The 24,082-nt window shown below is 70.8% G+C and carries 18 protein-coding genes; 15 read left to right on the forward strand and 3 right to left on the reverse strand.

The genetic code is table 11. The annotated features are described in order from the left end of the window. Nucleotides 1-27: 27 nt before the first annotated feature. On the reverse strand, nt 28-1,119 hold the full coding sequence (locus tag Bra3105_RS15075; protein WP_200503466.1) for an ROK family transcriptional regulator: 1,092 nt from the start codon (nt 1,117-1,119) through the stop codon (nt 28-30). A 209-nt stretch (nt 1,120-1,328) separates the two neighbouring features. Between Bra3105_RS15075 and Bra3105_RS15080 the strand changes: the two genes are divergently transcribed. From Bra3105_RS15080 to Bra3105_RS15100, 5 genes are all read left to right on the forward strand, one after another. After that, on the forward strand, nt 1,329-2,729 hold the full coding sequence (locus Bra3105_RS15080) for an MFS transporter (protein ID WP_228357546.1): 1,401 nt from the start codon (nt 1,329-1,331) through the stop codon (nt 2,727-2,729). A gap of 406 nt (nt 2,730-3,135) precedes the next feature. Further along, nucleotides 3,136-4,275 carry a trans-sulfuration enzyme family protein gene (locus tag Bra3105_RS15085; RefSeq protein ID WP_228359673.1) on the forward strand — a complete coding sequence of 380 codons (1,140 nt, stop codon included), beginning with the start codon at nt 3,136-3,138 and terminating at the stop codon, nt 4,273-4,275. Nucleotides 4,276-4,345: 70 nt separating this feature from the next. Continuing rightward, nucleotides 4,346-5,230: a transporter substrate-binding domain-containing protein gene (locus Bra3105_RS15090; protein ID WP_228357547.1), complete on the forward strand. Its 885-nt coding sequence runs from the start codon at nt 4,346-4,348 to the stop codon at nt 5,228-5,230. Nucleotides 5,231-5,240: 10 nt separating this feature from the next. Beyond that, the gene (locus Bra3105_RS15095) at nt 5,241-5,906 is read left to right on the forward strand and encodes an amino acid ABC transporter permease (protein ID WP_228357548.1); all 666 of its coding nucleotides are present in this window, start codon (nt 5,241-5,243) and stop codon (nt 5,904-5,906) included. Then, a complete protein-coding gene (locus Bra3105_RS15100; RefSeq protein WP_228357549.1) occupies nt 5,890-6,687 on the forward strand; it encodes an amino acid ABC transporter ATP-binding protein in 798 nt (265 codons plus the stop codon). The genes Bra3105_RS15095 and Bra3105_RS15100 overlap by 17 nt, the downstream gene beginning before the upstream one ends. A 44-nt stretch (nt 6,688-6,731) precedes the next feature. On the opposite strand, the gene Bra3105_RS15105 is transcribed toward Bra3105_RS15100, so the two are convergent. Next, a complete protein-coding gene (locus Bra3105_RS15105) occupies nt 6,732-7,205 on the reverse strand; it encodes a GNAT family N-acetyltransferase (RefSeq protein ID WP_228357550.1) in 474 nt (157 codons plus the stop codon). A 40-nt stretch (nt 7,206-7,245) separates the two neighbouring features. Then, nucleotides 7,246-7,800 carry a hypothetical protein gene (locus Bra3105_RS15110; protein ID WP_228357551.1) on the reverse strand — a complete coding sequence of 185 codons (555 nt, stop codon included), beginning with the start codon at nt 7,798-7,800 and terminating at the stop codon, nt 7,246-7,248. A gap of 235 nt (nt 7,801-8,035) precedes the next feature. Here Bra3105_RS15110 and Bra3105_RS15115 point away from each other — a divergent pair, with 235 nt between their 5' ends. From Bra3105_RS15115 to Bra3105_RS15160, 10 genes are all read left to right on the forward strand, one after another. Next, entirely contained in the window at nt 8,036-8,929 is an 894-nt protein-coding gene (locus tag Bra3105_RS15115; RefSeq protein WP_228357552.1) for a Bax inhibitor-1/YccA family protein, read from the forward strand. Between the two features lie 80 nt (nt 8,930-9,009). Then, nucleotides 9,010-10,494: a cardiolipin synthase gene (cls, locus tag Bra3105_RS15120; protein WP_228357553.1), complete on the forward strand. Its 1,485-nt coding sequence runs from the start codon at nt 9,010-9,012 to the stop codon at nt 10,492-10,494. Nucleotides 10,495-10,734: 240 nt separating this feature from the next. Continuing rightward, nucleotides 10,735-13,386 (forward strand): hypothetical protein, encoded by a 2,652-nt coding sequence (locus tag Bra3105_RS15125; RefSeq protein WP_228357554.1) that lies wholly within the window; start codon nt 10,735-10,737, stop codon nt 13,384-13,386. A gap of 112 nt (nt 13,387-13,498) precedes the next feature. After that, a complete protein-coding gene (locus Bra3105_RS15130; protein WP_152351646.1) occupies nt 13,499-13,795 on the forward strand; it encodes a WXG100 family type VII secretion target in 297 nt (98 codons plus the stop codon). 237 nt (nt 13,796-14,032) lie between these two features. Then, complete coding sequence (locus Bra3105_RS15135) at nt 14,033-15,634, forward strand: hypothetical protein (RefSeq protein ID WP_228357555.1); 1,602 nt, start codon at nt 14,033-14,035, stop codon at nt 15,632-15,634. After that, nucleotides 15,634-17,433: an AAA family ATPase gene (locus Bra3105_RS15140; RefSeq protein WP_228357556.1), complete on the forward strand. Its 1,800-nt coding sequence runs from the start codon at nt 15,634-15,636 to the stop codon at nt 17,431-17,433. Before Bra3105_RS15135 ends, Bra3105_RS15140 begins: the two co-directional genes overlap by 1 nt. Before the next feature lie 65 nt (nt 17,434-17,498). Further along, on the forward strand, nt 17,499-18,008 hold the full coding sequence (locus Bra3105_RS15145) for a hypothetical protein (RefSeq protein ID WP_228357557.1): 510 nt from the start codon (nt 17,499-17,501) through the stop codon (nt 18,006-18,008). Nucleotides 18,009-18,016: 8 nt separating this feature from the next. Continuing rightward, a complete protein-coding gene (locus Bra3105_RS15150) occupies nt 18,017-18,745 on the forward strand; it encodes a hypothetical protein (RefSeq protein ID WP_228357558.1) in 729 nt (242 codons plus the stop codon). A 2-nt stretch (nt 18,746-18,747) separates the two neighbouring features. Next, nucleotides 18,748-19,644 carry a hypothetical protein gene (locus Bra3105_RS15155; RefSeq protein WP_228357559.1) on the forward strand — a complete coding sequence of 299 codons (897 nt, stop codon included), beginning with the start codon at nt 18,748-18,750 and terminating at the stop codon, nt 19,642-19,644. Next, on the forward strand, nt 19,641-24,080 hold the full coding sequence (locus Bra3105_RS15160) for an FtsK/SpoIIIE domain-containing protein (RefSeq protein WP_228357560.1): 4,440 nt from the start codon (nt 19,641-19,643) through the stop codon (nt 24,078-24,080). Before Bra3105_RS15155 ends, Bra3105_RS15160 begins: the two co-directional genes overlap by 4 nt. Nucleotides 24,081-24,082 lie beyond the last annotated feature (2 nt).

Consider the following 24,082-nt stretch of genomic DNA (forward strand, 5'->3'; position numbering starts at 1 on the left):
GGGGTCGGACAGGCGGTCCCGCTCGGCTCACTCGGGGCCGACGAGCGCCGTCGGCAGGCCGTACTCGTGCTCGAGCACCTCGCAGGCCGCGCCCACGGCGATGAGGTCCGTGCCGCGCGTGGAGAGCATGACCTCCACGTGCACCCACGGCTCCTCGCGCAGACCCTCCTCGAGGGCGCCGCGGATCGCCTCCATCATCGGCTCGTGGTGCGTGTACACGGTGCGGCCGCCGAGCACGACCCGGTCCACGTCCACCAGGCGCACCAGGTCCAGCACGATCGTGGCGAGAACGCGTGCCGCGTCGGCGACGTCGCCCCGCTCGAGGGACGCCATGAACTCGGCCTGCGCACAGCCCCGCCTCCCGCACTCGCAGGCCACGCCGTCCATCCGCACCACCGTGTGCCCCACCTCGCCCGAGTGCGAGTGGGCGCCGCGCACGATCGTCCCGTCGAGGCTCAGGCTCGCCCCGAGCCCGTCCTCGACGAGCACCAGGGCGGCGTTGCGTAGCAGCCCGGGCTGGGACCAGGTCTCGCCCACGATCGCCGCGCGCGAGTCGTGGTCCAGCAGCACGGGCATGCCGAGCGCCTCGACGAGCATCCGGCGGATCTCCGCGCCGCGCCACGGATCGGGGGCCGACGTCCCCCGGTAGACGCCGCTCGCGACGTCGACGGGCCCGGGCATGCCGACGCCCACGCCCAGCAGCAGGCCCTCCCCGAGGCCGGACAGCTCCCGGGCCTGCGCGGCGAGGGTCTCGATGAGCTCGGGGACGGGCTGGCGGTGCCCGATCTCGATCTCGCGGTGGGCGACGACCTCGCCGGTGAGGTCCGCGACCACGCCCCGCACGCGCGTGCGGGTGAGGTGCAGGCCGATCGCCCGGCGGGACGAGGGCACGATCCGGTAGAGGGTGGTCGGCTTGCCCGGGCCGGAGATGATCGAGCCGGCGCCCGCCATCAGCCCGCGCTCCATGAGTCGACCCAGGATCTTGGAGATGGCCTGCGGCGTGACCCCGAGGGCCTCGGCGAGATCGGCGCGGGAGACCGGCTCGCCGCGGCGGGCGACCGCGAGCACCGCGGCGTCGTGCGCGCCCGCGACGCGGTCCAGAGGGGTGCTCGGTCTCACCCTTCCATCCTCCCACGCGGGGTGTGATGCGGATCAGGGCACCGGATCCGGCCCGACCCCTTGACGTAACGCAACAGCGTTTGCTTATTCTTGTGCACCGGGTGATGGAGCCCGTCCGCAACCGCCCCATCGACCAGCGGCCACAGCCCTCACCGGCCCCCGCTGCCAGCGATCACCGCTCCACCCGCACGCACTTCGAGGTACTCCCCATGACCACTGTCACCACCGCCCCCACGGCGTCCGACCAGATCAGCCCGGCTCGCCGTCGGCTCGCCCTGTTCGCCCTGGCGCTGGGCGGCTTCGGGATCGGCGGCTCCGAGTTCGTCTCCATGGGCCTGCTCCCCGGGATCGCCCACGGCCTGCTGCCCGACCTCATGGCCTCCGACCCCGAGACCGGCATCGCCCGGGCCGGGATCGCGATCTCCGCCTACGCGCTCGGCGTCGTCGTCGGCGCCCCGATCCTCGCGCTGCTCTCGGTGCGCTGGAGCCGCTCGTCGATGATCGTCGCGCTCGCCGGCGCGCTCGCCCTGGGCACCCTGCTCTCTGCGGCCATGCCCACCTTCGAGCTGACCGTCGCCGCCCGCTTCCTCGCGGGTATCCCGCACGGCGCCTACTTCGGCGTCGCCTCGCTGCTCGCCGCCTCCCTGATGGGCCCCGGCAGCCAGGGCAAGGGCGTCGCGCTCGCGCTCTCCGGCCTGACGGTCGCGAACCTGCTGGGCGTCCCCGTGCTCACCGCCATCGGCCAGGCCGCCGGCTGGCGCGCCGTCTACCTTGTGCTGACCGGCGTCTTCATCGCCACCGTGCTCGCGCTGCGGGCCACCATCCCCGCCCACGAGAAGCCCATCGGCCGCCGCATGGTCGACGAGCTCGTCGCGCTGCGCCGGGTGCAGCTGTGGATCGTCATGGGCATCGCCGCGGTCGGCTTCGCCGGCTCCTTCGCCGTGTTCAGCTACGTCTCCGACATCACCACCCAGGTGACCGGCGCCCCCGAGAGCGCCGTGCCGTGGGTCCTCGTGGCCGCGGGCCTCGGCATGACGATCGGCAACGTCGTGGGCGGCGCGGGCGCCGACCGCTCCCTGCAGCGCACGCTCATGGTCGGCTTCCCCGGCTTCATCCTCGCGCTCGTGCTGCTGTTCGCCGTCGCCCACACCAACCTGGTCGCCCTGATGGTCGCGTTCTTCCTGGTGAACCTCGCCAACGCGTCCCTGAACCCGGCCATGCAGACCTGGCTCATCGGCATCGCGCGGCGCTCCGAGGTGCTCGGCGCCTCGCTCAACCACGCCGCCTTCAACGTCGCCAACGCGCTCGGCGCGGGCCTGGGCGGCGCCGTGATCGCCGCGGGCTTCGGCTACCGCTCCACCATGGTCGTCGCGCTCGCGCTCGCGATCACGGGCTTCGCGATGGTCACCGCGACCCTCGTGGCCCTGCGGGTGCGCGCCCGTCGCCGCCTGGAGATGCTGCGCGGCACCGAGTTCACCACCACCGGCGCCATCGAGGCGATCGACGAGGAGGCCGGGCTCGAGGCCGAGGCTGATGTCGCGGCCGGGGCCGAGACGGAGGACGGGGTCCCGGCGCGGTCGCGCGCTGCGCGACCCGTCGCCGTCGGCTGATCCTCGCGGGTCGATCGCCGGAGGCCGACGGAGGGGTTCCGCCCGGCCGACGGTGTCACCGAGCGGCATATAGCGGCGCTCTCTGCCATATATGGCAGAGAGCGCCGCTATATGCCGGTGCGTGACATCGGTCCGCCGACTCGTCCCTCGCCCCGCCCCCGCCCCCGCCCCCGCCCCCGAATCCGGTGCCTTGCGGCGGTGCCTTGCGGCGGTGCTGCGCGGCGATGTCGTGCGGCGATGCCGCGCGGCGATGCCGCGCGGGCGACTTCCTGACCTGGGCCCGGGCCGGGCGACGTAATCCCCCTAACTCCCGTTATGACGGTCAAAACCCACGGCTCTAGGATGGGCAGTGCGTCGCCCCGCCGCCCCGGCGGAGCGCCCTCGCCCGACCCAGGAGGTATTCGTGGTGCACATCCAGACCGTCGCCGTCCAGGCGCTGCGCGAGAACGAGCAGGAGCACGGGGCCGTCGTCCCGCCCGTCCACTTCGCGTCGACCTTCGAGCTGGACCCGGCGACGTCCGACGGCACCTTCTCCTATCAGCGCGGCGGGAACCCCACGCGCGCCCAGCTCGAGCAGGTGCTCTCCGCGATCGAGGGCGGCGGCCGCGCCTTCGCCTTCGCGACCGGCATGGCGGCGACCTCCGCGGCCTTCTCCCTGCTCGGCGCGGGTGACGAGGTCATCCTCTCGGCGAGCGTCTACGGCGGCACGTACCGCCTGGTCACCGAGTACTTCCCGCAGCAGGGCCTCGGCCACCGCTTCGTGGACGACCTCGGAGAGCTCGATGACGACTCCTTCTCCGAGAGCACCCGCATGGTGTTCATCGAGACCCCCGCGAACCCGACCCTGCGCGTGACTGACCTGCGCCGCATCGTCGAGCTCGCCCATGCCCACGGCGCCCTCGTGGTCGTCGACAACACGTTCATGACCCCGGTCCTGCAGCGTCCCCTGGACCTGGGAGCCGATCTCGTCGTGCAGTCGGCCACGAAGTACCTCGCCGGGCACTCCGACCTCCTCGCCGGCGTGGTCACCACGCGCGACGACGCCCTGGCCGACCGGATCGGCCTGGCCCAGAAGGCCTACGGCGCCGTGCTCTCTCCCTTCGACTCCTACCGCCTCATCCAGGACGTGAAGACGCTTCCGCTGCGCCTCGAGCGCCAGCAGGCCAGCGCCGTCGCGATCGCCGAGCACCTGCGCGGCCACGACGCGATCGCCGCCGTCCTCACGCCCGGTTCCCGCAGCGAGGAGGAGGCCGCCATCCAGGCCTCGCAGGCCACGGGCCCGGGCGCGGTGCTCTCCTTCGAGCTCGATCCCGCCGTGGATCGCGTGCGATTCCTGACGGCGCTGCAGATCCCCGCCTTCGCGGTGAGCCTCGGCGGCGTCGAGTCCCTCATCTGCCACCCCGCCTCGATGACCCATGAGGCCATGACCCCGGAGGCCCGCGAGGTCGCCGGCATCAGCGACGAGCTGCTGCGTCTGTCCGTCGGCATCGAGGACGTCCGGGACCTCATCGCCGATCTCGACCAGGCCCTCGCCGCCGCCCGCTGAGCGTCGGGATCCCGCACGCCCCATCCATCCGCCCCATCGCATCTTCCCCGCGCCGACCAGGAGGTCCGCCATGAACCGTCCGCTCCCGCCCCGAGCCCTCCGCTCGTCCCTCACCACGCGCCGCACCCTGCTCACCGCAGGCGGCGGCCTGGGCCTGGCCGCTCTGCTCGCCGCCTGCGGCCCCTCGCAGACCCGCGGCGAGGACGGCTCGGTCTCCTCCGACGGCGGCGGGAAGGCGGCCGACGAGGACCTTCTCGAGCGCATCCAGTCCGGCAAGAGCATCCGCATCGGCCTCGAGGGCACCTACCGCCCCTACGCGTACCACGACGACAAGGGCGACCTGGTCGGCTTCGAGAAGGACATTGCGGACGCAATCGCGAAGGGCCTCGGGGCGACGCCGAAGTACGTCGAGACCGAGTGGGACTCGCTCATCGCCGGCCTGGACGTCGACAAGTTCGACATCGTCGTGAACAACGTGGGCATCACGCCCGAGCGCGAGAAGTCGTACCTGTTCTCCGAGCCCTACGCCCGCTCCATCGGCCGCGTCGCGGTGCCCGAGGACTCGAAGATCGAGTCCTTCGACGATCTGAAGGGCAAGCGCGCCGCGCAGTCCGCGACGAGCAACTGGGCCACCCAGATGGAGAAGCTCGGCGCCGAGATCGTGCCCGTCCAGGGCTTCGCCGAGGCCATCGAGCTGCTCACCCAGGGCCGCGTCGATGCGACCGGCAACGACCTGGTCTCCTTCCAGACGTACCAGAAGGAGAACCCCGACAAGAAGTTCCGCCTCCTGGACGACGAGCTTCCGGACGACACCGAGGTCGGGGTCATCATGCCCAAGGGCCAGGAGCCGCTGCAGAAGAAGATCGACGAGATCCTCGACGGCATGAAGTCCGACGGGTCCCTGAAGAAGATCTTCGAGAAGTGGGTGGGCCAGGACCTCACCCCGAAGGGCTGATCGGGGCACCATGGACACGCTCCAGATGTGGGCGGACAACCTCCCGCGGCTGCTGCTCGCGGCCCTCGAGGTCACCGTCCCGCTCTCGCTCATCTCCTTCGCGATCGCCATGGTGCTCGCGGTGATCACGGCGCTGGGCAGGCTGTACCTCCCCGGCCCGCTGAAGGTGATCCCGTGGCTGTACGTGTGGATCTTCCGCGGCACGCCGATGGTCGTGCAGCTGTTCATCGTCTTCTTCGGGCTGCCGAACCTCGGCATCGTGCTGCCTGCGATGACCGCCGCCGTGGTCACGCTCGCGCTCAACACGGGCGCCTACGCCTCGGAGGCCGTGCGCGCCTCGATCCTCTCGATCCCGCGCGGCCAGTTCGAGGCGGCGCAGACGCTGAACCTCTCGCGTCGCACCACGTTCTCCAAGGTGGTCGCGCCGCAGGCGTTCCGCATCGCCCTGCCGCCGCTCATGAACGACTTCATCGACCTGGTGAAGGGCACGAGCCTCGTCTTCGCGATCACGATCACCGACCTCTTCCAGGTGGGCCGCCAGATCGCCGCCGCGAACTTCCAGCCGATGGCGATGTACACCTTGGTCGCGCTCATCTACCTGGTGATCGTCTCTGTGCTGAGCCTGCTCCAGATGGCCCTCGAGAAGAAGGTGTCCGCCCATGTCCGCACCAGCTGAGAACGAGTCGGCGGGGGCGCGAGGCCCCTCGCTGCTGGAGTCGCTGCGTCTGCGCGGAGTCCGCAAGACCTTCGGCTCCCTCACCGCGCTCGACGACGTGGACCTCGACATCCCGCGCCGCGGCACCACGGTGCTGCTGGGCCCCTCGGGGTCGGGCAAGTCGACCCTGCTGCGCTGCATCAATCTGCTCGAGCGGCCCGACGCGGGTTCGATCGACTTCGGCGACGGACCGATCCGCCTGGGCGGGCGCCTGGGCGCGCGCACCGTGCGTTCGGTCCGCTCCCGCTCGACCATGGTGTTCCAGCAGTTCAACCTGTTCCCGCACCTCACGGCCCTGGGCAACGTGACCCTCGCGCCGATCCACACGGAGGGCGTGCCGAAGGCGAAGGCCGAGGCCCGGGGCCGGGAGCTGCTGGAGAAGGTGGGACTCGGCGCCAAGGCCGACGCCTACCCGGACCGTCTCTCGGGCGGACAGCAGCAGCGCGTCGCGATCGCGCGTGCGCTCGCCATGGAGCCCGACGTGCTCCTCTTCGACGAGCCCACCTCGGCGCTCGATCCGGAGCTCGCGGCGGAGGTCGTCGCGGTCCTCGCCGACCTCGCCCGCGAGGACCGCACGCTCGTGGTCGTCACCCACTCGCTCGCCTTCGCCCAGCGCGTGGCCGACAAGGTCGTGTTCCTCGAGGACGGGAAGGTGCTGCTCGACGGCCCGCCGAAGGACTTCTTCGAGAGCGAGGACGCCCGGCTGCGGCGCTTCCGGGAGATGGTCAGCTCGGCGGTGTGAGCCGCGGGCCCGTCGCCCTCATCGCCGTCGTCGTCGCGGTCCCCTCACAGCTCGAGCTTGTATCCCTCGTGGCTCGCGCGGTAGCCGAGACGGTCGTAGAACCGATGCGCGTCGACGCGGCTCTTGTCGGTGGTGAGCTGCGCGAGGGCCGCACCGTGGTGACGGCCGTACTCGTGGGCCCAGGCGAAGAGGGCCGTCCCGAGACCGCGCCCCCTGGTTGCGCCGGCCAGTCGCACGGACTCGATCAGCAGGCGGGTGGAGCCGCGTCGGGACAGGCACGGGACCAGGGTGAGCTGGAGTGTCCCGCAGACACCGCCGGAGGCGTCCTCCACCACGGCGAGGAACTGTCGCGGGTCGGCGTCGATCTCCGCGAACGCCGCGAGATACGGGGCGAGGTCCTCCTGCTCGCGTCCGGAGCCGATCATGTCGTCGGCCAGCAACGCGACGAGCGCCGGCACGTCCTCGGCGCGCGCCCGGCGCACGGTGAAGGTCTCTCCTGCGGCATCGATCGTGTCCATGCGCACAGCGTGCCAGACCCTCGACCGGCCGCGCCCCGGGTCAGCCGCGGATGCGACCCTCCCGGCTCCTCGCCCTCTCGATGCGCCGACGATGGGCGCGGCGCCGACGCGCGCCGCCCACGACCCGCACGAGCATGCGCCGCGCACCGGTGAGGGAGTCCGCGACGAGGGCGACGCCCGTCGTCGAGACCAGAGAGATGAGGAAGACGCCGCCCGCCGTGCCGAGCAGGCCCAGGTGGGCGGCGAGGGTCCACGCGCCCGCCGCCGTGCCCGCGCCGGTGACGAGCTCGCGCAGCGAGAGCGAGCGCACGGCGTGCTCGGTGCGCTCGGATCGATACGCGGCGCGCTCCGGCCGTCGGGCGACGTCCGTTCCCGGCCCGGGGGAGGGGTCCCCGCCCTGCATCTGCGGCCCCAGGTCCAGTGCCCTGGTGTCGATCGCGCGCAGGCGGGAGGTCGCCGTCGCGGTCCGACGGGGGCGGTGGCGGGCAGGCACTGCGGGCTGCGCCGTGGAAGCCGTGGAGGGAGACGCCGCGGAAGGAGCCGTGGACGCGGAGGTGCGCGCGGGCAGCGGGGTCTCGAGGGTGGCGGTCGACATGGGATCCACCCTCGCGTGCGCGCGGCGGGCGCGGGCGGAGGAGCGGTGGATCGTTCGTGAAGGAATCGCAACACCGGCGCGATCGCCTCGTGGACGCATCCCGTCGGCGCGGAGCGAACACTCATCCCGCGCCCAGACGCGCGCCCCCGCCGCCCGGTAGGCTGGGCGGAAGCGTCCCCGGGCCTCCTCGCCTGCGTCGGACGTCCCGGCCATCACGCACTATCGGAGGAGCGCCATGGCACACCACAACATCGTCTTCGGCAAGGACAAGGCCCTCGCGCAGGGCCAGGGCCAGTACGCCGCCTCGCCGGACTTCAGGAGCGACTTCCCCGCGACGGGGCAGGGGACGCAGCAGACCCAGCAGGCCCCGGGCCAGCAGGCCCCGGACCTCGAGTCCCTCTACGCGCGCCCCGCCGCGACCGGCCACGACACCGGCCGCATGACCATGCGGGACGCCCTCAACGCGATCACCGCGACGCTCGGCGTCACGATCGTGTTCGGCGTCGTCTTCTGCCTGCTGCCCGTCGCCCTCGGCGTCGTCGGCGGCACCGAGGGCGAGAAGCTCGGCTACGGGATCGCGATCGGAGCGATGGTCGTCGGCTTCCTCGGCGGCTTCGTCCTCGCGATGGTGAACTCCTTCAAGAAGCGGCCCTCGGCGGTCCTCGTGCTCGCCTATGCCGCGCTCGAGGGCGCGGCCCTGGGCGGATTCAGCGCCATGATGGAGCGGGTGTACCCGGGCATCGCCCTGCAGGCCGTGCTCGGCACCCTCGCGGTCGCCACCACGGTGCTCGTGCTGTTCCGCATCGGCGTGCTGCGCACCTCTCCGGTGCTCACCAAGATCTTCGCGGTCGCGATGGTCGCCTACCTGCTGTTCTGCCTGGTCAACATCGGCCTCATGCTGGTCACGGGCACCGACCTGCGCAGCGGCCTGCTCGGTCTCGTGATCGGCGCGCTCGCCGTCGTCATGGCGGCCTACTCCCTGGTCATGGACTTCGAGGACGTCCAGCGCGGCGTGCGCGCCGGGGTGGATCGCAGCTACGCCTGGCGCTGCGCCTTCGGCATCACCGTGACGCTCGTGTGGATGTACATCGAGATCCTGCGGATCCTCTCGATCCTGCGCAACAACTGACGATCTGAGCGGCCGACGGGTCGGGCCCTTCGGCCCGGCCCGGCCCGCCGACCCGGCCCGTCGGCCCACGAGGAGGGTGTGTGGAGACCTGGACCTGGGTCGTCGATCACGTCGTGCTCGTCGCGCCGTACGTCGCCTTCGCCCTCGACATCATCCTGCGCGTCACCGCGGTGCTCGTGGTGCCGCGCAACCGCCGCCCCGCGAGCGCCTTCGCGTGGCTGCTGGCGATCATGGTCTTCCCGCTCGTCGGCTTCCCGCTGTTCCTGCTGCTGGGCAACACGCAGCTGCCGCGCAAGCGGCGCCGGAAGCAGGTCGTGGTCAACCGCCTCATGAAGGTGCGCGCGCACGACATCCCCGACAGCGACCTCGACGAGGACAGCCCGAGCTGGCTGCAGTCCGCCGTGGCCCTGAACCGCGAGCTCGGCGCGTACCCGCTGACGGGCAACAACTCCGCGGACCTCGAGATCGAGTACGAGGCCTCGATCCGGCGCATGGCCGAGGACATCCGCACGGCGCGCGAGACCGTCCACGTGCTCTTCTACATCGCCGGGCTCGACGAGACCACGCGCCCCTTCTTCGACGCCGTCGCCGAGGCCGCCGACCGCGGCGTGAAGGTGCGCTTCCTCTACGACCACTACGGCTCCATGAAGTACTGGAGCGTCTACCGGCCGATGCGGCGCCTGCTGGACGCCCACGGCATCGAGCACTACCCGATGATGCCGATCAAGCCGCTGCGCGACGGCGCCCTGCAGCGACCCGACCTGCGCAACCATCGCAAGCTGCTGATCGTCGACGGCGAGGTCGGCTGGATGGGCAGCCAGAACCTCATCGACTCGGCCTACGCGAGCGCGAAGGGCGCGCGCGAGGGCGTGCGCTGGCAGGAGACGATGATCCGCCTGCGCGGCCCGATCGTCTCCGAGGTCAACCTGCTGTTCGCGACCGACTGGTACCTCGAGTCCGAGGAGTCGATCCCCGAGGGTGAGGTGGTCCGCCCCTCCCCGGACACCTCCGGCACCTACGAGTGCCAGATCGTGCCCAGCGGCCCCGGCTTCGTGCTCGAGAACAACCTGCTGCTGTTCAACCAGCTGTTCTACAGCGCCGAGAAGCGCATCACGGCCGTCAGCCCCTACTTCGTGCCCGACGAGTCGATGCTCTACGCCCTGGTCACGGCCGCCAAGCGCGGCGTCGAGGTCGAGCTGTTCGTCTCGGAGAAGGGCGACCAGTTCCTCGTGGACCACGCCCAGTGCTCGTACTACACGGCGCTGCTCGAGGCCGGCGTGCGCATCCAGCGCTACGAGGCGCCGAAGATCCTCCACGCCAAGCACGTCACGGTCGACGACTCGGTGACGGTGCTGGGCTCCTCGAACATGGACATCCGCTCGTTCCTGCTGGACATGGAGAGCTCGCTCATGGTGGGCGGCACGGATTTCATGGAGAAGATGCACGAGGTCGAGGACGTCTACCGCTCTCGCAGCCGCGAGCTGACCCTCGAGGAGTGGCGCACCCGCCCCTTCTGGAAGCAGATCCTGGACAACACCTGCCGCCTGGCCTCCGCGATCGTCTGACGGACCCGGGGGGCATGGTCTGCCTTCGGCAGAGCAATCGCCGACGAGTATCTCGTCATCTGTTGCTCAGGACGACACCCGGCTGTAAGGTCACGTTAGTGATCCCTGCCTAATATCGCATTCGACTTCGAAATGCGGCCTTCGAATGATCGCCCTGCTGTGCAGGACGGGCCATGGGCCCTTGCGGTTTCCCCTGACCGTTGTGTACGCGATTCTGTGCGCAAAGCGCAAAGGAGCTTCATGTCCCCCCGACGTATTCCTCGTGCCCTCCTGCCCGCGAGCGCCTGCTCGGCCCTCGTCGTACTCCTCGGAGGGTCGCCGGCGCTGGCCGACGGTGTCCAGCCGGAGCAGCAGCCCCAGGGGGTGGAGATCCGTCAGGTTTACGAGCAGGGCACGCTTGACCAGGACGTCAGCGTCCATGGGTTCGTGACTGCCGACTATTCGGACCGGGGCATCGGAGGGTTCTACGTCCAGGCCCCCAACACCGGCGGGCAGCCGGATCCCGGCGTGATGATGCCTCAGGCGGTGCATGTCACGGGTGCCGGCGATGTCCATGTCGGTGATTATGTCCAGATCACCGGGACTGTGCGACAAACGAATTCTGGGCGAATTCTTGAGACCAGTGCCGCTAAAGTCGTGGGACAGGATGCGCCAGAGGGGGACGGGGCGCCGAAGCCGATTACCTCTCTGGCGTCCATCAAGGGATCCTGGAACGATGCGGCGACCCTCGACCGCATTTCGGGCATGTTGGTCATGCCGGATTCCGGATTCCGTGTCAGCGGGCTCGACCAGTATGCGCTCCGGGGCGAGGCCGCGGTGACGGAGGGCGCTCAGTTCGATGCGGCTCGGAAGGACCCGTCGGCGAGCGGAGCGCAGGGTGAGAAGCTCATCCTGGATGACGGCGCGGCGGACGAGTACACGGCGAACGAGGAGACGCAGAATCGCGTGCTGCCCCGCTGGGCAGGCGATCGCGCACCGCGGATCGGCGACGATGCCGAGTTCACCGGCCCGAGCATCCTGGAGCACGTCGCAGCGACCCCGGGGCTCACGGACGGATGGCACGTCCAGCCCACGTCTCCGGTCACCGATCCCGGCACACCCCTGCCTGCGCGGGTGAAGGGCACGGCCCCCTCGGCGGAGATCACCGCGCCCTCGGGCGACCTGTCGGTGGCCCAGGTAGATCTGGGCAACTACTTCTCGGTGACCGCGGACGGAGCGGACACGAGCGGTGCCGACTGCTCCACGTCGCAGACGGCCGACGGCACCGCGCTGGCCGTCCTCGGCGGCGGTGGCTGCCCGATCCTGGGCGCAGCCGACGGCGAGTCCTTCGCGCGCCAGAACTCGAAGGTCGAAGCGCTTCTGTCGGGCATGAAGGGCGTCGACGTCATCTCCGTCCAGGGTCTGCAGAACGATGCGCAGATCGGGAAGGAGGGGCCCTCGACCGCGGAGGACCTGGCAGGGCTGCTGAACGAGTCCGGCGACGGCGAGTGGAAAGCCGTGGCGGCTCCGCAGGGGGCCGTCGGTCCCCGCAGCAACGGCTTCCTCTACCGGGCCGACGCCGTCGAGCCGACGGGCGAGACCCGTATCTCCACGGACAAGGACTTCTACTCCGCCTCGAGCCCCGTCGCGCAGACCTTCCGCGAGCGAGGGGGCACGAAGGCGGAGGCCACGATCGTCTCGACTCGATTCTCCGGGCAGTCCACCTCTGATTACGACGGCGATCTGGGGCAGGACCGGCTGGCGGGCCAGAACGCCGAGCAGCGCAGCGCCCAGGCCGGTGCCCTGACCTCGTGGCTGGACGGCCTCGGCGAGGAGTCGCTGGTCGTCACGGGCAATCTCGGTTCGCTCGACGGTGACGCTCCCGTGACGACGATCGCTCGCGCGGGCTTCACGGATCTGGTGGCCGGCGCCGGTGCGCCCACCAGCCAGGGGACCAGCGCGAGCGGGAACCAGACCCACGTGTTCATGTCCTCGAAGCTCGCGAAGGAGGGGAAGGCCGCTGCCAAGGTCTGGAACGTCTCGGCCCAGAGCGCTCCTGCCGCGGGCTACGCGGACTTCGGCCTGAACGGCTCCGACCTCGTGGACCTGGACTCACCTGAGCGCGCGACCGCCGAGAACCCCGTGGTGTTCTCCGTGGACCTCCCTCGGGCGACTTCCGACGACAAGGGATCCAGCCCTCGCGCGTCGGTCCGGTCAGCACCCGACTCCGAGGCCGATACCTCGACGACGAAGTCCCCTACGGACGACACGGAGCAGGTCGACGAGAAGTCGACGGAGAAGACCGAGGCGAAGCAGGCCGACGCGAAGAAGGCGACCGAGACCGAGAAGACAGAGACCGAGAAGACCGAGGCCGAGAAGCCCGAGGCGAAGAAGAGCGACGCGAAGCAGACCGCGGCGGCGGACTCCGACGCGGCCTCCGCGCCCAGTGATGCATCGACGTCGCAGACCTCGGGCGGGAGCGGCGCCGGCGGCGCCGCACCGGCATCGGGCGGATCCGGCGCGGCCTCGAAGGCACAGGTCTCCAGCAGCACGGGCAGCGGCGACAGCGCCCCGTCCTCCTCGGGAACCGGCGCGTCGTCGGCCTCCTCGGGCACGAAGGCGTCGGCGAAGAGCGACGCGAAGAAGACCTCGACGCCCCCGGCGTCCGACGGCTCGCAGGCTGGCTCGACGGCGGATGCGAAGGGATCGGGGACGCCCACCGGCAGCGAGAAGGTCGATCCGGCGCACGCGATCCAGCTGGGTCAGGGCGGCCAGCTCGACAGCGAGGGCGCCCGGGCGTCCGTCGCTCCGGCGGACAGCGCCGTCGTGCGCGCCGGGCTGGTGATCCTGGCGATCGCGCTGGCGGTCGGCGCGGCTGTCGCCATCGCAGTCCGTCGCCGGCGCAGCTCATGAGTCCCGGGGTCGCCGACCCCCTTCAGTTTTCGTGCCGCCCGGCATGGAATCCCGGCCGCTCGCGGTCGGGGCAGCGGTAAGCAGTGAACACACCACCATTGGAGGATTTGTCATGCCGAACCTCAACGTGACCTACTCGGACATGCGAGACGCATCCAGCCGTCTACGTTCGGGACAGTCCGAGCTGGAGTCGAAGCTCCAGGAGCTCAAGTCCATGATCGACAACCTGGTCTCCTCCGGGTACGTCACGGACAAGTCATCCGTCGCCTTCCAGAGCGCCTACACCGAGTTCAACGACGGCGCGAGCAAGACCATCCAGGGTCTCGAGGGCATCTCCGCATACCTCGACAAGGCCGCCGAGGCCCTCGAGAGCACCGACTCCGAGCTGGCCAGCGCGATCGGCAAGTAAGCCCGGCAGGGGGCGCGCCCGTCCAGCGTCCAGCCGGCGTGCCCGTCGGTGCAGGTCCGCAGCGATCCGCACCCTTCGCGCTGTCGCCCCTTCGGGGGCGACAGCGCGCGACGCAGAGATGCGTGAGCACCCACAGTTCGAGCGAGCGAGGTCAACATGGCGCACGGCGCAGAGCCGCAGGAGTCCGGCACCGAGGAGACGGTGCGGAGCCGTGAGAGAGCAGTCGGCCGGAGACCGGTGACGACCTCGCGAAGCGGTTCCGCGATCCCCACGTCGGCCGGTCTCATGCTGGGCGCGGCGGGCGGCATCGGCCTCGGCGTCGCGGCGAACTCCCCGGACCAGGTCCAGGGGATGAGGCACGATCAGGTCCTCCCGGCCGACCAGGGCGAGGTCATCGACACGGGTGGCGGCGGCTTCGGTGCCGAGGGTTCTCCCTCGGGCTCGTTCGGCGGGAACAGCGGCGTGCTCCTGCAGCAGAAGCATCCCGTCCAGCCCCGCGACACGCTGCTGCGCGCCGAGCAGCCCGGCGATTCCGACCAGGGCGGCGGCGAGGATGGCCAGGGCTGGGCCGATTCCTCACAGTACGAGGCCACAGGGGATGACGCGGGGGGTTGGATGCCCGCGCAGGACGCGCTGTCCGACGACGGCGGGGGCTTCACGCCCGGCGCTGAGCAGCTGCTGGACTACGACCAGTTCGCCGCGCAGTACGGGTACGGCGACGAGCGCCTCCTGCAGGACCTACAGGACGCTCCGGAGAGCGACGAGGGCGTGCAGGACGAGCCCCAGGAGACCGAGCCGGCGCACGAGGCCGAGGATGCGGGCTCCGACCCGTCGGATCAGTCGGACGACAGCGAGCTCGACGAGGTCTCCCAGCACAAGGACGAGCTGGACCAGGAGATCCTCTCCCACGAAGGCCAGGTCGACGAGGGCAAGCAGATCGCCGACGACTCCCTGGCCGAGCGCGACGCCGACGACAGCGGCGGCGACGGCGGGCAGAGCTCGGCGAGCGGCTCCGGTCGCGACGTGCTGCGCATTGACGGCTCCACGTTGGAGACGCTGCGCACCACGGCGCGGAAGGTCGCGGACAACTTCGACAGCGAGGGGATCAGCGCCGCGAAGAACCGGGACCGTGAGGCCGTGCGCGGCTACCCCGATCTCGCGGGCGCCATCAAGTCCTTCTACGACAACTGGTCCGCGAAGCGCAAGGGCATCGTCAAGAGCGTGCAGACGTATGCCGACTGGATGGACAACATCTCGGAGGGGTTCGAGGACAGCGATCGCGACCTCGCAGCCAGCCTCGCCGAGGCGGGGGCCTTCGAGCAGGATCTCTACGGCAAGATCCGAGAGGGCAGGGACTCGACGGGCGGGGACGGCGAGAAGCCCGACGACGCACCCGAGCAGCAGCCCGGCGGGGACAGCGAACAGCTGGTGGCCAGCCGGCAGTCCTCACCAGCGGCGCAGTACACCGCGCCGGCGCATTCGACCACGGACGTGCTGCGGACGATCGAGCGGATCGACGGCACGGCGGCCTACGCGGGATACGTCGCGGACTTCCTGCTCAACTCCTCCGGGTTCGCCACAGCGGGCGGCTACATCGGGGGGAACCTCGGCGAGGACGCGGTCCTGGCCGAGGGGATCACCGCGCTGACCGAGCTCATCATGTACGCGGAACGGACAGGCCAGCTGCCTCAGGAGCTGGGCTTCCTGAGCTTCTCCGGGGTCATGGGCGACGGCGGGGCATCTGACGCCGACCAGAGCGACCAGAGCGACCAGAGCGACCAGAGCGACCAGGATGGAGCGACGTCGGAGACGGCGCAGAACGACGTGGAGGTGGCCTGATGAGTGCACCGGCAGAAGGATGGACCCGGCTCGAGCACCCTGAGGGCAACCCGATCGACGCCGATCCCGACGGCGTCAAGGCCATGGGCGACGACTGGCGTGCGATCTCCGAGGCCATCGGGCGGCTGCACGACACCGCACAGCGCACCCAGGACTCCCAGGACATGCAGTCCGACGCCTTCGACGAGACGAAGAAGAAGGGCGCCGAGCTCGCGGAGAAGCTCGCGGACTACGAGACCCGGTACGACCTGGCATCCCAGGCCGCGCGCACCTTCTCCACGCAGCTGGATACGGAGATCGACAAGGCGGAGGCGGCTGCGCGCAAGGCGGCGCAGCTCGACAAGCTCGACGAGACGAAGACCGAGAAGGGCTCGGACGAGGCCGTCCCGACGTCGGACGCAGAGGACCAGAAGGCCCAGCTCGAGCAGTACAAGCGCGAACTCGAGGAGGCGGTCGAGGACGCGCAGTCCGCGGCCGACTCCATGGAGAGCTCCATCAACGAGGCCAAGAAGAGCGGCAAGGACTCGTGCATGGACAAGTTCAAAGCCTTCCTCAAGAAGCTGCTGAAGGTCCTCATGATCATCGGCATGATCCTGAGCGTGATCGGCCTGCTGATCCCGGGTCTGAACGTCATCATGATCATGGGGCTTATCGTCGACGTCGTGACGATGGTGTTCACGACCATCAGCTTCGCCCTCGGCCAGTCCACCGTGCTGGACCTGGTGCTCGGCATCGTGGGCGTCGGACTCGGCGCGTTCAGCGCCTTCCGCTCGCTCAAGGGCCTGAAGGTCGACGCGGAGCGCGAGGGATACGTGAAGGGGCTCAACGTCCGCAACGGGTCCAAGCCGGGGACCGGGGGCCACCTGCGGCGCCCCATCGAGATGCCGTCGTGGAGCAGGGACCCCAAGGCGGCCCGGCGTGATGCCGCGGACTCGGCATGGGGCCAGCGCTCGAGGAGCCACGACGACCTGACCCGTCTCCGGGCCACCCGCGACCGTCTGAACCGCAGGATGGATGAGCTGCGGAATGAGCCGCTTCCCAGCGTCTCCGACCCGAGGGCCGTGGACAGGATGGCCCGGAACGAGCGGGCGAAGGGACACGTGGACGCACAGCGCGATCGCGTCTACGACGAGATCGGCACGGCCCAGTCCAAGATGCGAGGCGCGGACGAGTTCTTGGACAGCCTGCGCAGCAGTTCCTCGAGCAGCAACGCGGCGAAGTACTTCTTCACCAAGGACTGGATGAGGCTCGACCATTTCGCCGGCAGGACCGGCTGGGTCCTGGGCGTCGGGCGCAAGCCGGGTGAGGAGATCATGTCCCAGGTGGGAGGCGTCGCGAAGAAGTACCCGACGAGTTTCAAGGACACGCTCTGGCATGGCTTCCTCGACCGCATGTCCTTCCGCGAGTCCCGCGGCTTCCTCAGGGACTCGGAGAAGTTCAGGGATCCGATCGGCAATGCGCCCCTGCGGATCTCGGACGATATCGGCGACCTGAACTTCAAGAGCGACGGGCGCATCCTGCGAGAGCCCCTGAGCACCGTGGACGGCGGGAGCAAGGGCACGCTCCTGGGCGGCCACACGGACAGGGTGGGGTGGTCGTTCGGCAATCACGACTACCTGATGGGCCTCAACGGGCTGGACTCCATCCGCAAGACCTGGGGCTACATCGACAAGTTCGGTCAGATGTGGGAGTACGGCGACGCGAGCAACTACTTCGATCCCGCGGGTGAGAAGACGCGTCTGACGCCGTGGAGCGACTGGAAGGGCCAGCACCCCGGCAATCCGAACTATTCCGCATGATCACTTCCCGTACACAGCACCCGACCGCCGAGCGGGGAGCTCCGCCGTTCGTGATGGCGCCGCCCATGGTTCTGCGCACCCCGAGCACGCGCTCGCCGCTGCCCGCAGCAGGGGAGTGGGACGAGCTGATGGCCGATCTCGCTCAGATGCACGACGTGCGGGTGCCGAGCTCGGCAGAGCTCGCGGACATCGACGAGGGGGCGCCGGACTGGGGCGTCCTCGCGGTGCTGATCCCCGGCGCCGTCGTGCTGCTGTGCCTCTTCTCGAGCACCACGGCCCCGGACGGAGGCCCCGCCGAGGGCGCCGAGGTCGTGCACGGGCTGCTGACGGCCGACATCGACGCGCCCTCCGTGGTGCACACCCTCAGCGGCTCGGGCGAGAGGATCACCCTGGGCTCCGCGCTCCAGCTCGATCCCCGCGGCACCGTGCTCACCTCGTGCGCGATGGCGCTCGAGCGCTCGCACGACACACTCGTCCTGATCAGCACGACCGACGTGCCGGGGATCGGGGACCTGCTGCCGCGGATCCTGCTGACCCTCGCCGAATCCCCTGACCCAGCTACCCGGAACGACTGAGACCGCGCATGGCATTTCTGCACACGACGACCGCGCCCCACACGCTGATGGTGCCCGAGGGCTGGCACCGACTGGGGCTCGAACAGGGCAATCAGACGCTGGTGCAGGAGGCGAAGCGGCTCGCCGCCGCCTCGGTCTCGCAGGAGATACCGCGGGACAGGCGTCCGCTGGCGATCGAGCAGGTGCGTCGCTATGTCGGCGACGCCCTGCTGGATGCCAAGGCGCAGGGGATGCTCGGGGTGACCCTCCCGGTGGGCGCCTATGCGCAGGGCAGGACGATGCCGCTGTCCGTGACCGACTTCGAGTACGACGCGAGCGACGACCGCGAGGGCGGGCTGACCCTGTCGATGCTGCGCGCGGGGATGCTCCGTGGAGGCAGGGACTCCCAGGTCATCCAGGTGACCGAGGGGCTGAGGGCTGTGCGCACCCTGGCCGTGGACCATGCACCGGAGATCGAGGGCGACGTCCTGCAGGCGAGGTCGACGACCCTCCTGTTCGCGTTCCCGCTCCCCTCCCACCCCGAGCGATGGAAGGGCATCATGTTCTCGTTCACCGTCCCCGCCCACGCGGAGGAGAGCGTGGACCGGGCGTACATCGCGATCGCGGACGTGATGATCCGGTCGTTCCGGTTCGTCGACGACGGCGGAGAGGGGCCGTCGCGACTTGAGGAGCGCATCGCCGAGCTCCTCGAACAGGGACGCGCGGCGGGGCCCCGGTCGCGGACGGAGGTTCCCTGAGCATGGACGACTCGCTGTCCGGAATCGTGTTCCTGGCCGTCATCGTGTGCGCGGTCCTGCTGGCCGTGACCGTCGCCGTCGGCGTGATGGAGTTCTTCCGCCGTCGGACCTGGTCCCGACGCTTCTGGCTCGAAGCCCAGCCGTCCTCGCGGCTGGGGCTGCGCACCGGCCATCGGGTCCTCCAGAGCCTCACCCTCGCCTGCCGGGCCGAGCAGCTGACGATGCCCGCCGTCACGGCCGTGGCGGTGGACGAGCAGCGCGCGCAGGTCTTCCTCGCCGTGCCGAGTGAGCGCGCCCCCGCGCCCTGGCGTGCCAGCGACGACGGTGTGCGCTGGACGGCACTGCTCGAGGGCGCCGAGGCGCTCCCCGCCGGCGACGGCGGGCCCGCAGCGGATCCCGACACGGCGCCGACCCCCGAGCTCCTCGTCACGGCCGGTCAGACGGTCGGCGCCACCCTCTTCCTCAACCTCGCGGCCGCCCCGGGGCCGATCTCGCTCAGCGGCCCTCATCGGGTGCGGCGCCAGATCGTGCGGCGCTGGGTCGCTGAGCTCACCGAGCCCGCGTGGCGACTGGACGTGAACGCACTGGTGGTCGGCGACCCCACGCTGCTGTCCGGCCGGGCCACCGATGCCTCCGGGACGCTCAGGGTCGATTCCGCCCGGGACTTCCCGGGCGGGCTGCTGCTCGTGGGCCGGGCCGCGGAGGCGGAGCGTCTGGCGTCCGTGCACGAGCGCAGCGTCGTCGACGGCATGAAGAAGGTCGCGGTGGTCGTCGACGGCCCGTGGAGCCGCGCGGTGTGGAACCTGCGGGCGTCCGACAACGGCACGCTGACCTCGTCGATCTTCCCCGAGGTGGATTGGCGGGAGACTCCCGAGCTCGCGATCAGGGGGATGGCGTGAAAGCGATCGTCACCGTCCGCAGCGGCCAGTGGCGGCCCCGCGACGTCTTCGTCGACGCGGACCCCGAGGTCCCTGCGAGGGAGATCGTCGACGAGCTGTCCCATCTGGTCGCCGCGGAGCCCGGGAGCGTGGCGACCATCGACTCGGTCCGCGGCCGTTTCGCCCTGGGCGGGGCCGCCGACGTCGAGGACGACCCCGCTTCCCGCGCGCCCTTCGACGCCGGGATCGCCGACGGATCCACACTGGTCTTCGGAGCGCCCCCGGCGGGCAGCGCCCCCGAGACGGGCGCGGTGGAACTGGTGACCGTGAGCGGCCCCAGCACGGGCGCGGTGCAGGTCCTGAAGGTGGGCGAGACCACGCTCGGCGTCGGCCCGGACGGCAGGATCGTCACGGGCGGCGCCGTGCACTCGCCCCTGGCCGCGCTCACCGTCGCCTATGACGGGACCACGGCCGTGCGCCTCTCCGAGTCGGTGGACGGGTCGCGCTACCTCGTGGTCGCGATCGAGGAGGACGCCGTCACCCACGAGTCGACCACGTGGGACTTCGGCAGCTATCTGCACGTGGGCTCGACGATCCTGCGGCTGCGGCGCAGCCCCGTCGGAGCGGGGCAGCTGCGGCCCGACAACGGCACGGCCACCCTCATGTTCAACCGGCCGCCCCGGCTGACGCCGCCGCCGGTGCAGAAGCGGTTCACGATCCCCGCCCCGCCGAAGCCGCCCAACCGGGGCGTGATGCCGTGGATCATGGCCCTCGGCCCGCTCGTGATCAGCGTGATCCTGGCGCTCGCGCTGCGCCATCCCTTCTACCTGGTGTTCGGTCTGGTCTCCCCGGTGATGATGCTGGGCTCGTGGTTCTCCAACCGCAAGAACGGCATCCGCACGCACCGCCAGATGCTCGCCGATCACAAGGCCGACGTCGAGGAGATCCGGGAGGCCATCGCCGCGTCGGTGCGTGCGGAGACGGCGATGCGTCGCGAGGCCTATCCCGATCCCTCCGACCTCTGGCGCGCGGCGACGATGCCCACCCGGCGTCTCTGGGAGCGCCGACGCAGCGCCGAGGACTTCCTGCGCGTGCGCGTGGGCGTCGGCAGCCTCGCGAGCGGGATCGAGGTGACCGACAACAGCGAGCTGGAGTACAAGCGGCGGGCGTTCGACACCCTGCACCACGTGCCTGTCACCGTCGACCTCGACGCCGCGGGCGTGGTGGGCGTCGCGGGGCCCGGCGACTTCTCGGCGTTGCTGGGCCGCTGGATGGTGGGGCAGGTGGCGGCGCTGCACCTGCCCCGCGACGTGCGGCTGTTCGTCCTCAGCCCGGGGCCTCGGTTCCTGCGCTGGGAATGGACGCGGTGGCTCCCGCACGTGCTCACGGGCTCCGACGGCGATCAGCCGGTGGCGACGGTGGGCCATTCGGCCGAGTCGGTCATGGCCCGGATCGGGGAGCTCACGCAGATCCTGGCCGAGCGCGTGCGCACGGCCGGCGAAGACGATCGGGAGTTCACCGCCCCCGACGTGATCATCACGGTCCTCGACGGTGCGCGGAACCTGCGGTCGCTGCCCGGGGTGCTGGGCCTGCTGCGCGACGGACCCCGCATGGGCATGTACACGATCTGCCTCGACGAAACCTCGGCGCAGCTCCCGGAGGAGTGCGCGGTGGAGGTCGTCTCGAGCGCCGAGGGGCGGCTACGCGTCTCCCAGCACCATGCGGATGCGGTCGAGGACGTCGCCGTGGACACTGTCGACCCCGCGTGGTTCGAGCGGGTCTCCCGCGCCATGAGCCCCCTGCGCGAGGTGGGCGACGACGGCCAGGAAGGGCAGATCCCCGAGCGCAGCAGACTGCTCCCGCTGCTGGGGATGGAGACCCCGACCGCGCAGCAGATCGCCGACACCTGGAGGCTCGCGCCCCGCTCCACCTCCGCCATCGTTGGGGAGACCTTTGACGGCCCCTTCCCGCTGGACATCAGCCGGGACGGCCCCCACGCCCTCGTCGCGGGCACGACGGGCTCGGGGAAGTCGGAGTTCCTGCAGACCCTGGTCTCGTCGCTCGCGGCCGCGAACCGGCCGGACGAGATGAACTTCGTGCTCGTGGACTACAAGGGCGGAGCCGCGTTCGCCGCATGCTCGAACCTTCCGCACGCGGTCGGCTTCGTCACCGACCTGGACCATCACCTCGTGCAGCGGGCGCTGGTCTCGCTGTCCGCCGAGCTGGTGCGTCGCGAGCAGCTGCTGGCCCTCGTCGGCGCCAAGGACATCGAGGACTACCAGGCGGCAACGGAGGGCACCCGCACCGAGCGGCTCGCACGGCTCGTCATCGTGATCGACGAGTTCGCGGCCCTGGCCAAGGAGCTGCCGGACTTCGTGACCGGCCTGGTAGGGATCGCGCAGCGCGGGCGCTCCCTGGGCGTCCACCTGGTGCTGGCGACGCAGCGACCCACGGGCGTCGTCTCCACGGAGATCCGTGCGAACGTGAACCTGCGCGTGGCCCTGCGCGTGACGGACAAGACGGAGTCCTCCGACGTGATCGACGCCGGCGATGCCGCGAGGATCTCCCAGTCCACACCGGGCAGGGCCTTCGCGCGCCTCGGGCACGCCAGTCTGATCCCGTTCCAGTCGGCCCGGATCGGCGGCAGGCGCGAGCACATCGATGCCTCAGCCCTGCGCCCCGAGGCCTTCGTCTCGCCGCTCTCGCTCGACGGCTTCGCGAGCGCCCCGCCCCGCCGACCCGAGTCGGGCACCACCGTCTCGGAGCGGACCGACCTCGAGGTGCTCGTCGAGGCGATCGGCGGGGCGGATCGGGACCTGGGGATCCCGCGCCCGCCCGCACCCTGGCTGCCGCCCCTGCCCGAGCAGGTGGGCATGGGCATGCTGCTGCCGCAGTACGCGGACCTGGAGCCGCGCACCGGATCGCTCACCCCCATCGCGTGGGCGCTGCGCGACCTCCCCTCGAACCAGAGCCAGGAGCCCCTGCGCTTCGACCTCGACCTCGAGTCCCATCTGTTCGTCGCGGGGTCTCCCGGCAGCGGCCGCACGCAGGCCCTGCGCACCATCGCAGGATCGGCCGCGATGCTCCACTCGCCCGCGGACGTGCACATGTACGGCATCGACTGCGGAAGCGGCGGTCTCAGCGCGCTGGAATCCCTCCCGCACTGCGGAGGCGTCTCCCGCGTGGGCCAGACCGAGCGGACCCGCCGGATCCTCGCACGGCTGCGCAGCATCGTGAGCCGGCGCTCCGAGATCCTCGCCGAGGGCAGCTTCTCGAACCTGCAGGAGCAGCGCGCCGCCGCGCGGGGGGACGACCGGCTTCCGCACATCCTGCTGTTCATCGACCGTTGGGAGTCCTTCGTCCAGACCCTGGGCGAGATCGACGCCGGCGCGCTCACCGACCAGGTGCACATGCTGCTGGCCGAGGGCGTGAGCACCGGCGTCCACCTGATGATGGCGGGCGATCGCTCCCTGCTCGCGACCCGCATCTCCCACCTCGCCGCCAACAAGGTGATGCTCCGCGTCGACGATCGGATCGACCTGAGCCTCGGCAACCTCAAGCCCAAGGACGTCCCCGAGTCCCTCGGGCCCGGCCGGGCCTTCCAGGCGGATTCGGGCATCGAATGCCAGGTCGCGGTGCTGCAGCAGGTGGCGAACGGCGCCGACACGGACCTCGACGTCTCCGGCGGCGGCCAGGCCGCCGCGCTGCGCTCGATCGGCGCGCGCTCGCGGGAGCTGTTCCCTGATGCCCGCCCGGCCCCGCGCACCATCGTCGAGATGCCCAAGAGCCTGTCGATCGACCGGATGTTCACCTTCCCCGAGCCGAACGGTCGCTCCTCCCTGTTCGCGGCGCTGGGCGTCGGCGGGGACGACGTCAGTCAGCGGGGGCCCGACCTCGGGGCCGACGCCCCGACCTTCGTGGTGGCGGGACCGGCCCGTTCGGGCCGAAGCACCGTGCTGCGCGCGATGTCGGAGTCCCTCCTGCGCCGGGGAGCGTCCATCGTGGTGCTCGCGCCCATGGCCTCTCCCCTGCGGGACCTCGAGGGACGCGACGGCGTGCTGGGCGTCTTCACCGAGCTGGACGTGCCCGCGCAGGAGCTCGCCGATCTCGTGGAGGGGCGGCCGGGCACCGTGATCGTGATGGACGACGGCGAGATGCTCAAGGAGATGCCCGCCAGAACCTGGTTGCGCACATTCATCCGCGACGCGAAGGCCGAGGAGCAGGGTCTGATCGTCGGCGGTGACCTGGACGAGCTCGGCACCGGCTTCGGGACGGCGTGGAACGTGGACGTCAAGCGCGCCCGCCGGGGGATCGTCCTGTCGCCCTCGAGCGCGATCGATGGTGATCTGATCGGCGTGAAGATCTCCCGCTCGGTGTGCTCCTCGCGTGTCGTCCTGGGCATGGGGTACGCGCACTTCGGCTCCGGCGTCGCCGAGCCCGTCCGTCTCGCGGGCTGACC

This window comes from Brachybacterium halotolerans subsp. kimchii, assembly GCF_020792675.1.
GTDB classification, from domain to species: domain Bacteria; phylum Actinomycetota; class Actinomycetes; order Actinomycetales; family Dermabacteraceae; genus Brachybacterium; species Brachybacterium halotolerans.

Coding starts and splice junctions, on each gene's coding strand:
- Bra3105_RS15095 (WP_228357548.1), top strand. CDS start 5,241: ATGGACACGCTCCAGATGTGGGCGGACAACCTCCCGCGGCTGCTGCTC.
- Bra3105_RS15115 (WP_228357552.1), top strand. CDS start 8,036: ATGGCACACCACAACATCGTCTTCGGCAAGGACAAGGCCCTCGCGCAG.
- Bra3105_RS15125 (WP_228357554.1), top strand. CDS start 10,735: ATGTCCCCCCGACGTATTCCTCGTGCCCTCCTGCCCGCGAGCGCCTGC.
- Bra3105_RS15080 (WP_228357546.1), top strand. CDS start 1,329: ATGACCACTGTCACCACCGCCCCCACGGCGTCCGACCAGATCAGCCCG.
- Bra3105_RS15140 (WP_228357556.1), top strand. CDS start 15,634: ATGAGTGCACCGGCAGAAGGATGGACCCGGCTCGAGCACCCTGAGGGC.
- Bra3105_RS15155 (WP_228357559.1), top strand. CDS start 18,748: ATGGACGACTCGCTGTCCGGAATCGTGTTCCTGGCCGTCATCGTGTGC.
- Bra3105_RS15110 (WP_228357551.1), bottom strand. CDS start 7,800: ATGTCGACCGCCACCCTCGAGACCCCGCTGCCCGCGCGCACCTCCGCG.
- Bra3105_RS15150 (WP_228357558.1), top strand. CDS start 18,017: ATGGCATTTCTGCACACGACGACCGCGCCCCACACGCTGATGGTGCCC.
- Bra3105_RS15090 (WP_228357547.1), top strand. CDS start 4,346: ATGAACCGTCCGCTCCCGCCCCGAGCCCTCCGCTCGTCCCTCACCACG.
- Bra3105_RS15145 (WP_228357557.1), top strand. CDS start 17,499: ATGGTTCTGCGCACCCCGAGCACGCGCTCGCCGCTGCCCGCAGCAGGG.
- Bra3105_RS15130 (WP_152351646.1), top strand. CDS start 13,499: ATGCCGAACCTCAACGTGACCTACTCGGACATGCGAGACGCATCCAGC.
- Bra3105_RS15100 (WP_228357549.1), top strand. CDS start 5,890: ATGTCCGCACCAGCTGAGAACGAGTCGGCGGGGGCGCGAGGCCCCTCG.
- Bra3105_RS15105 (WP_228357550.1), bottom strand. CDS start 7,205: ATGGACACGATCGATGCCGCAGGAGAGACCTTCACCGTGCGCCGGGCG.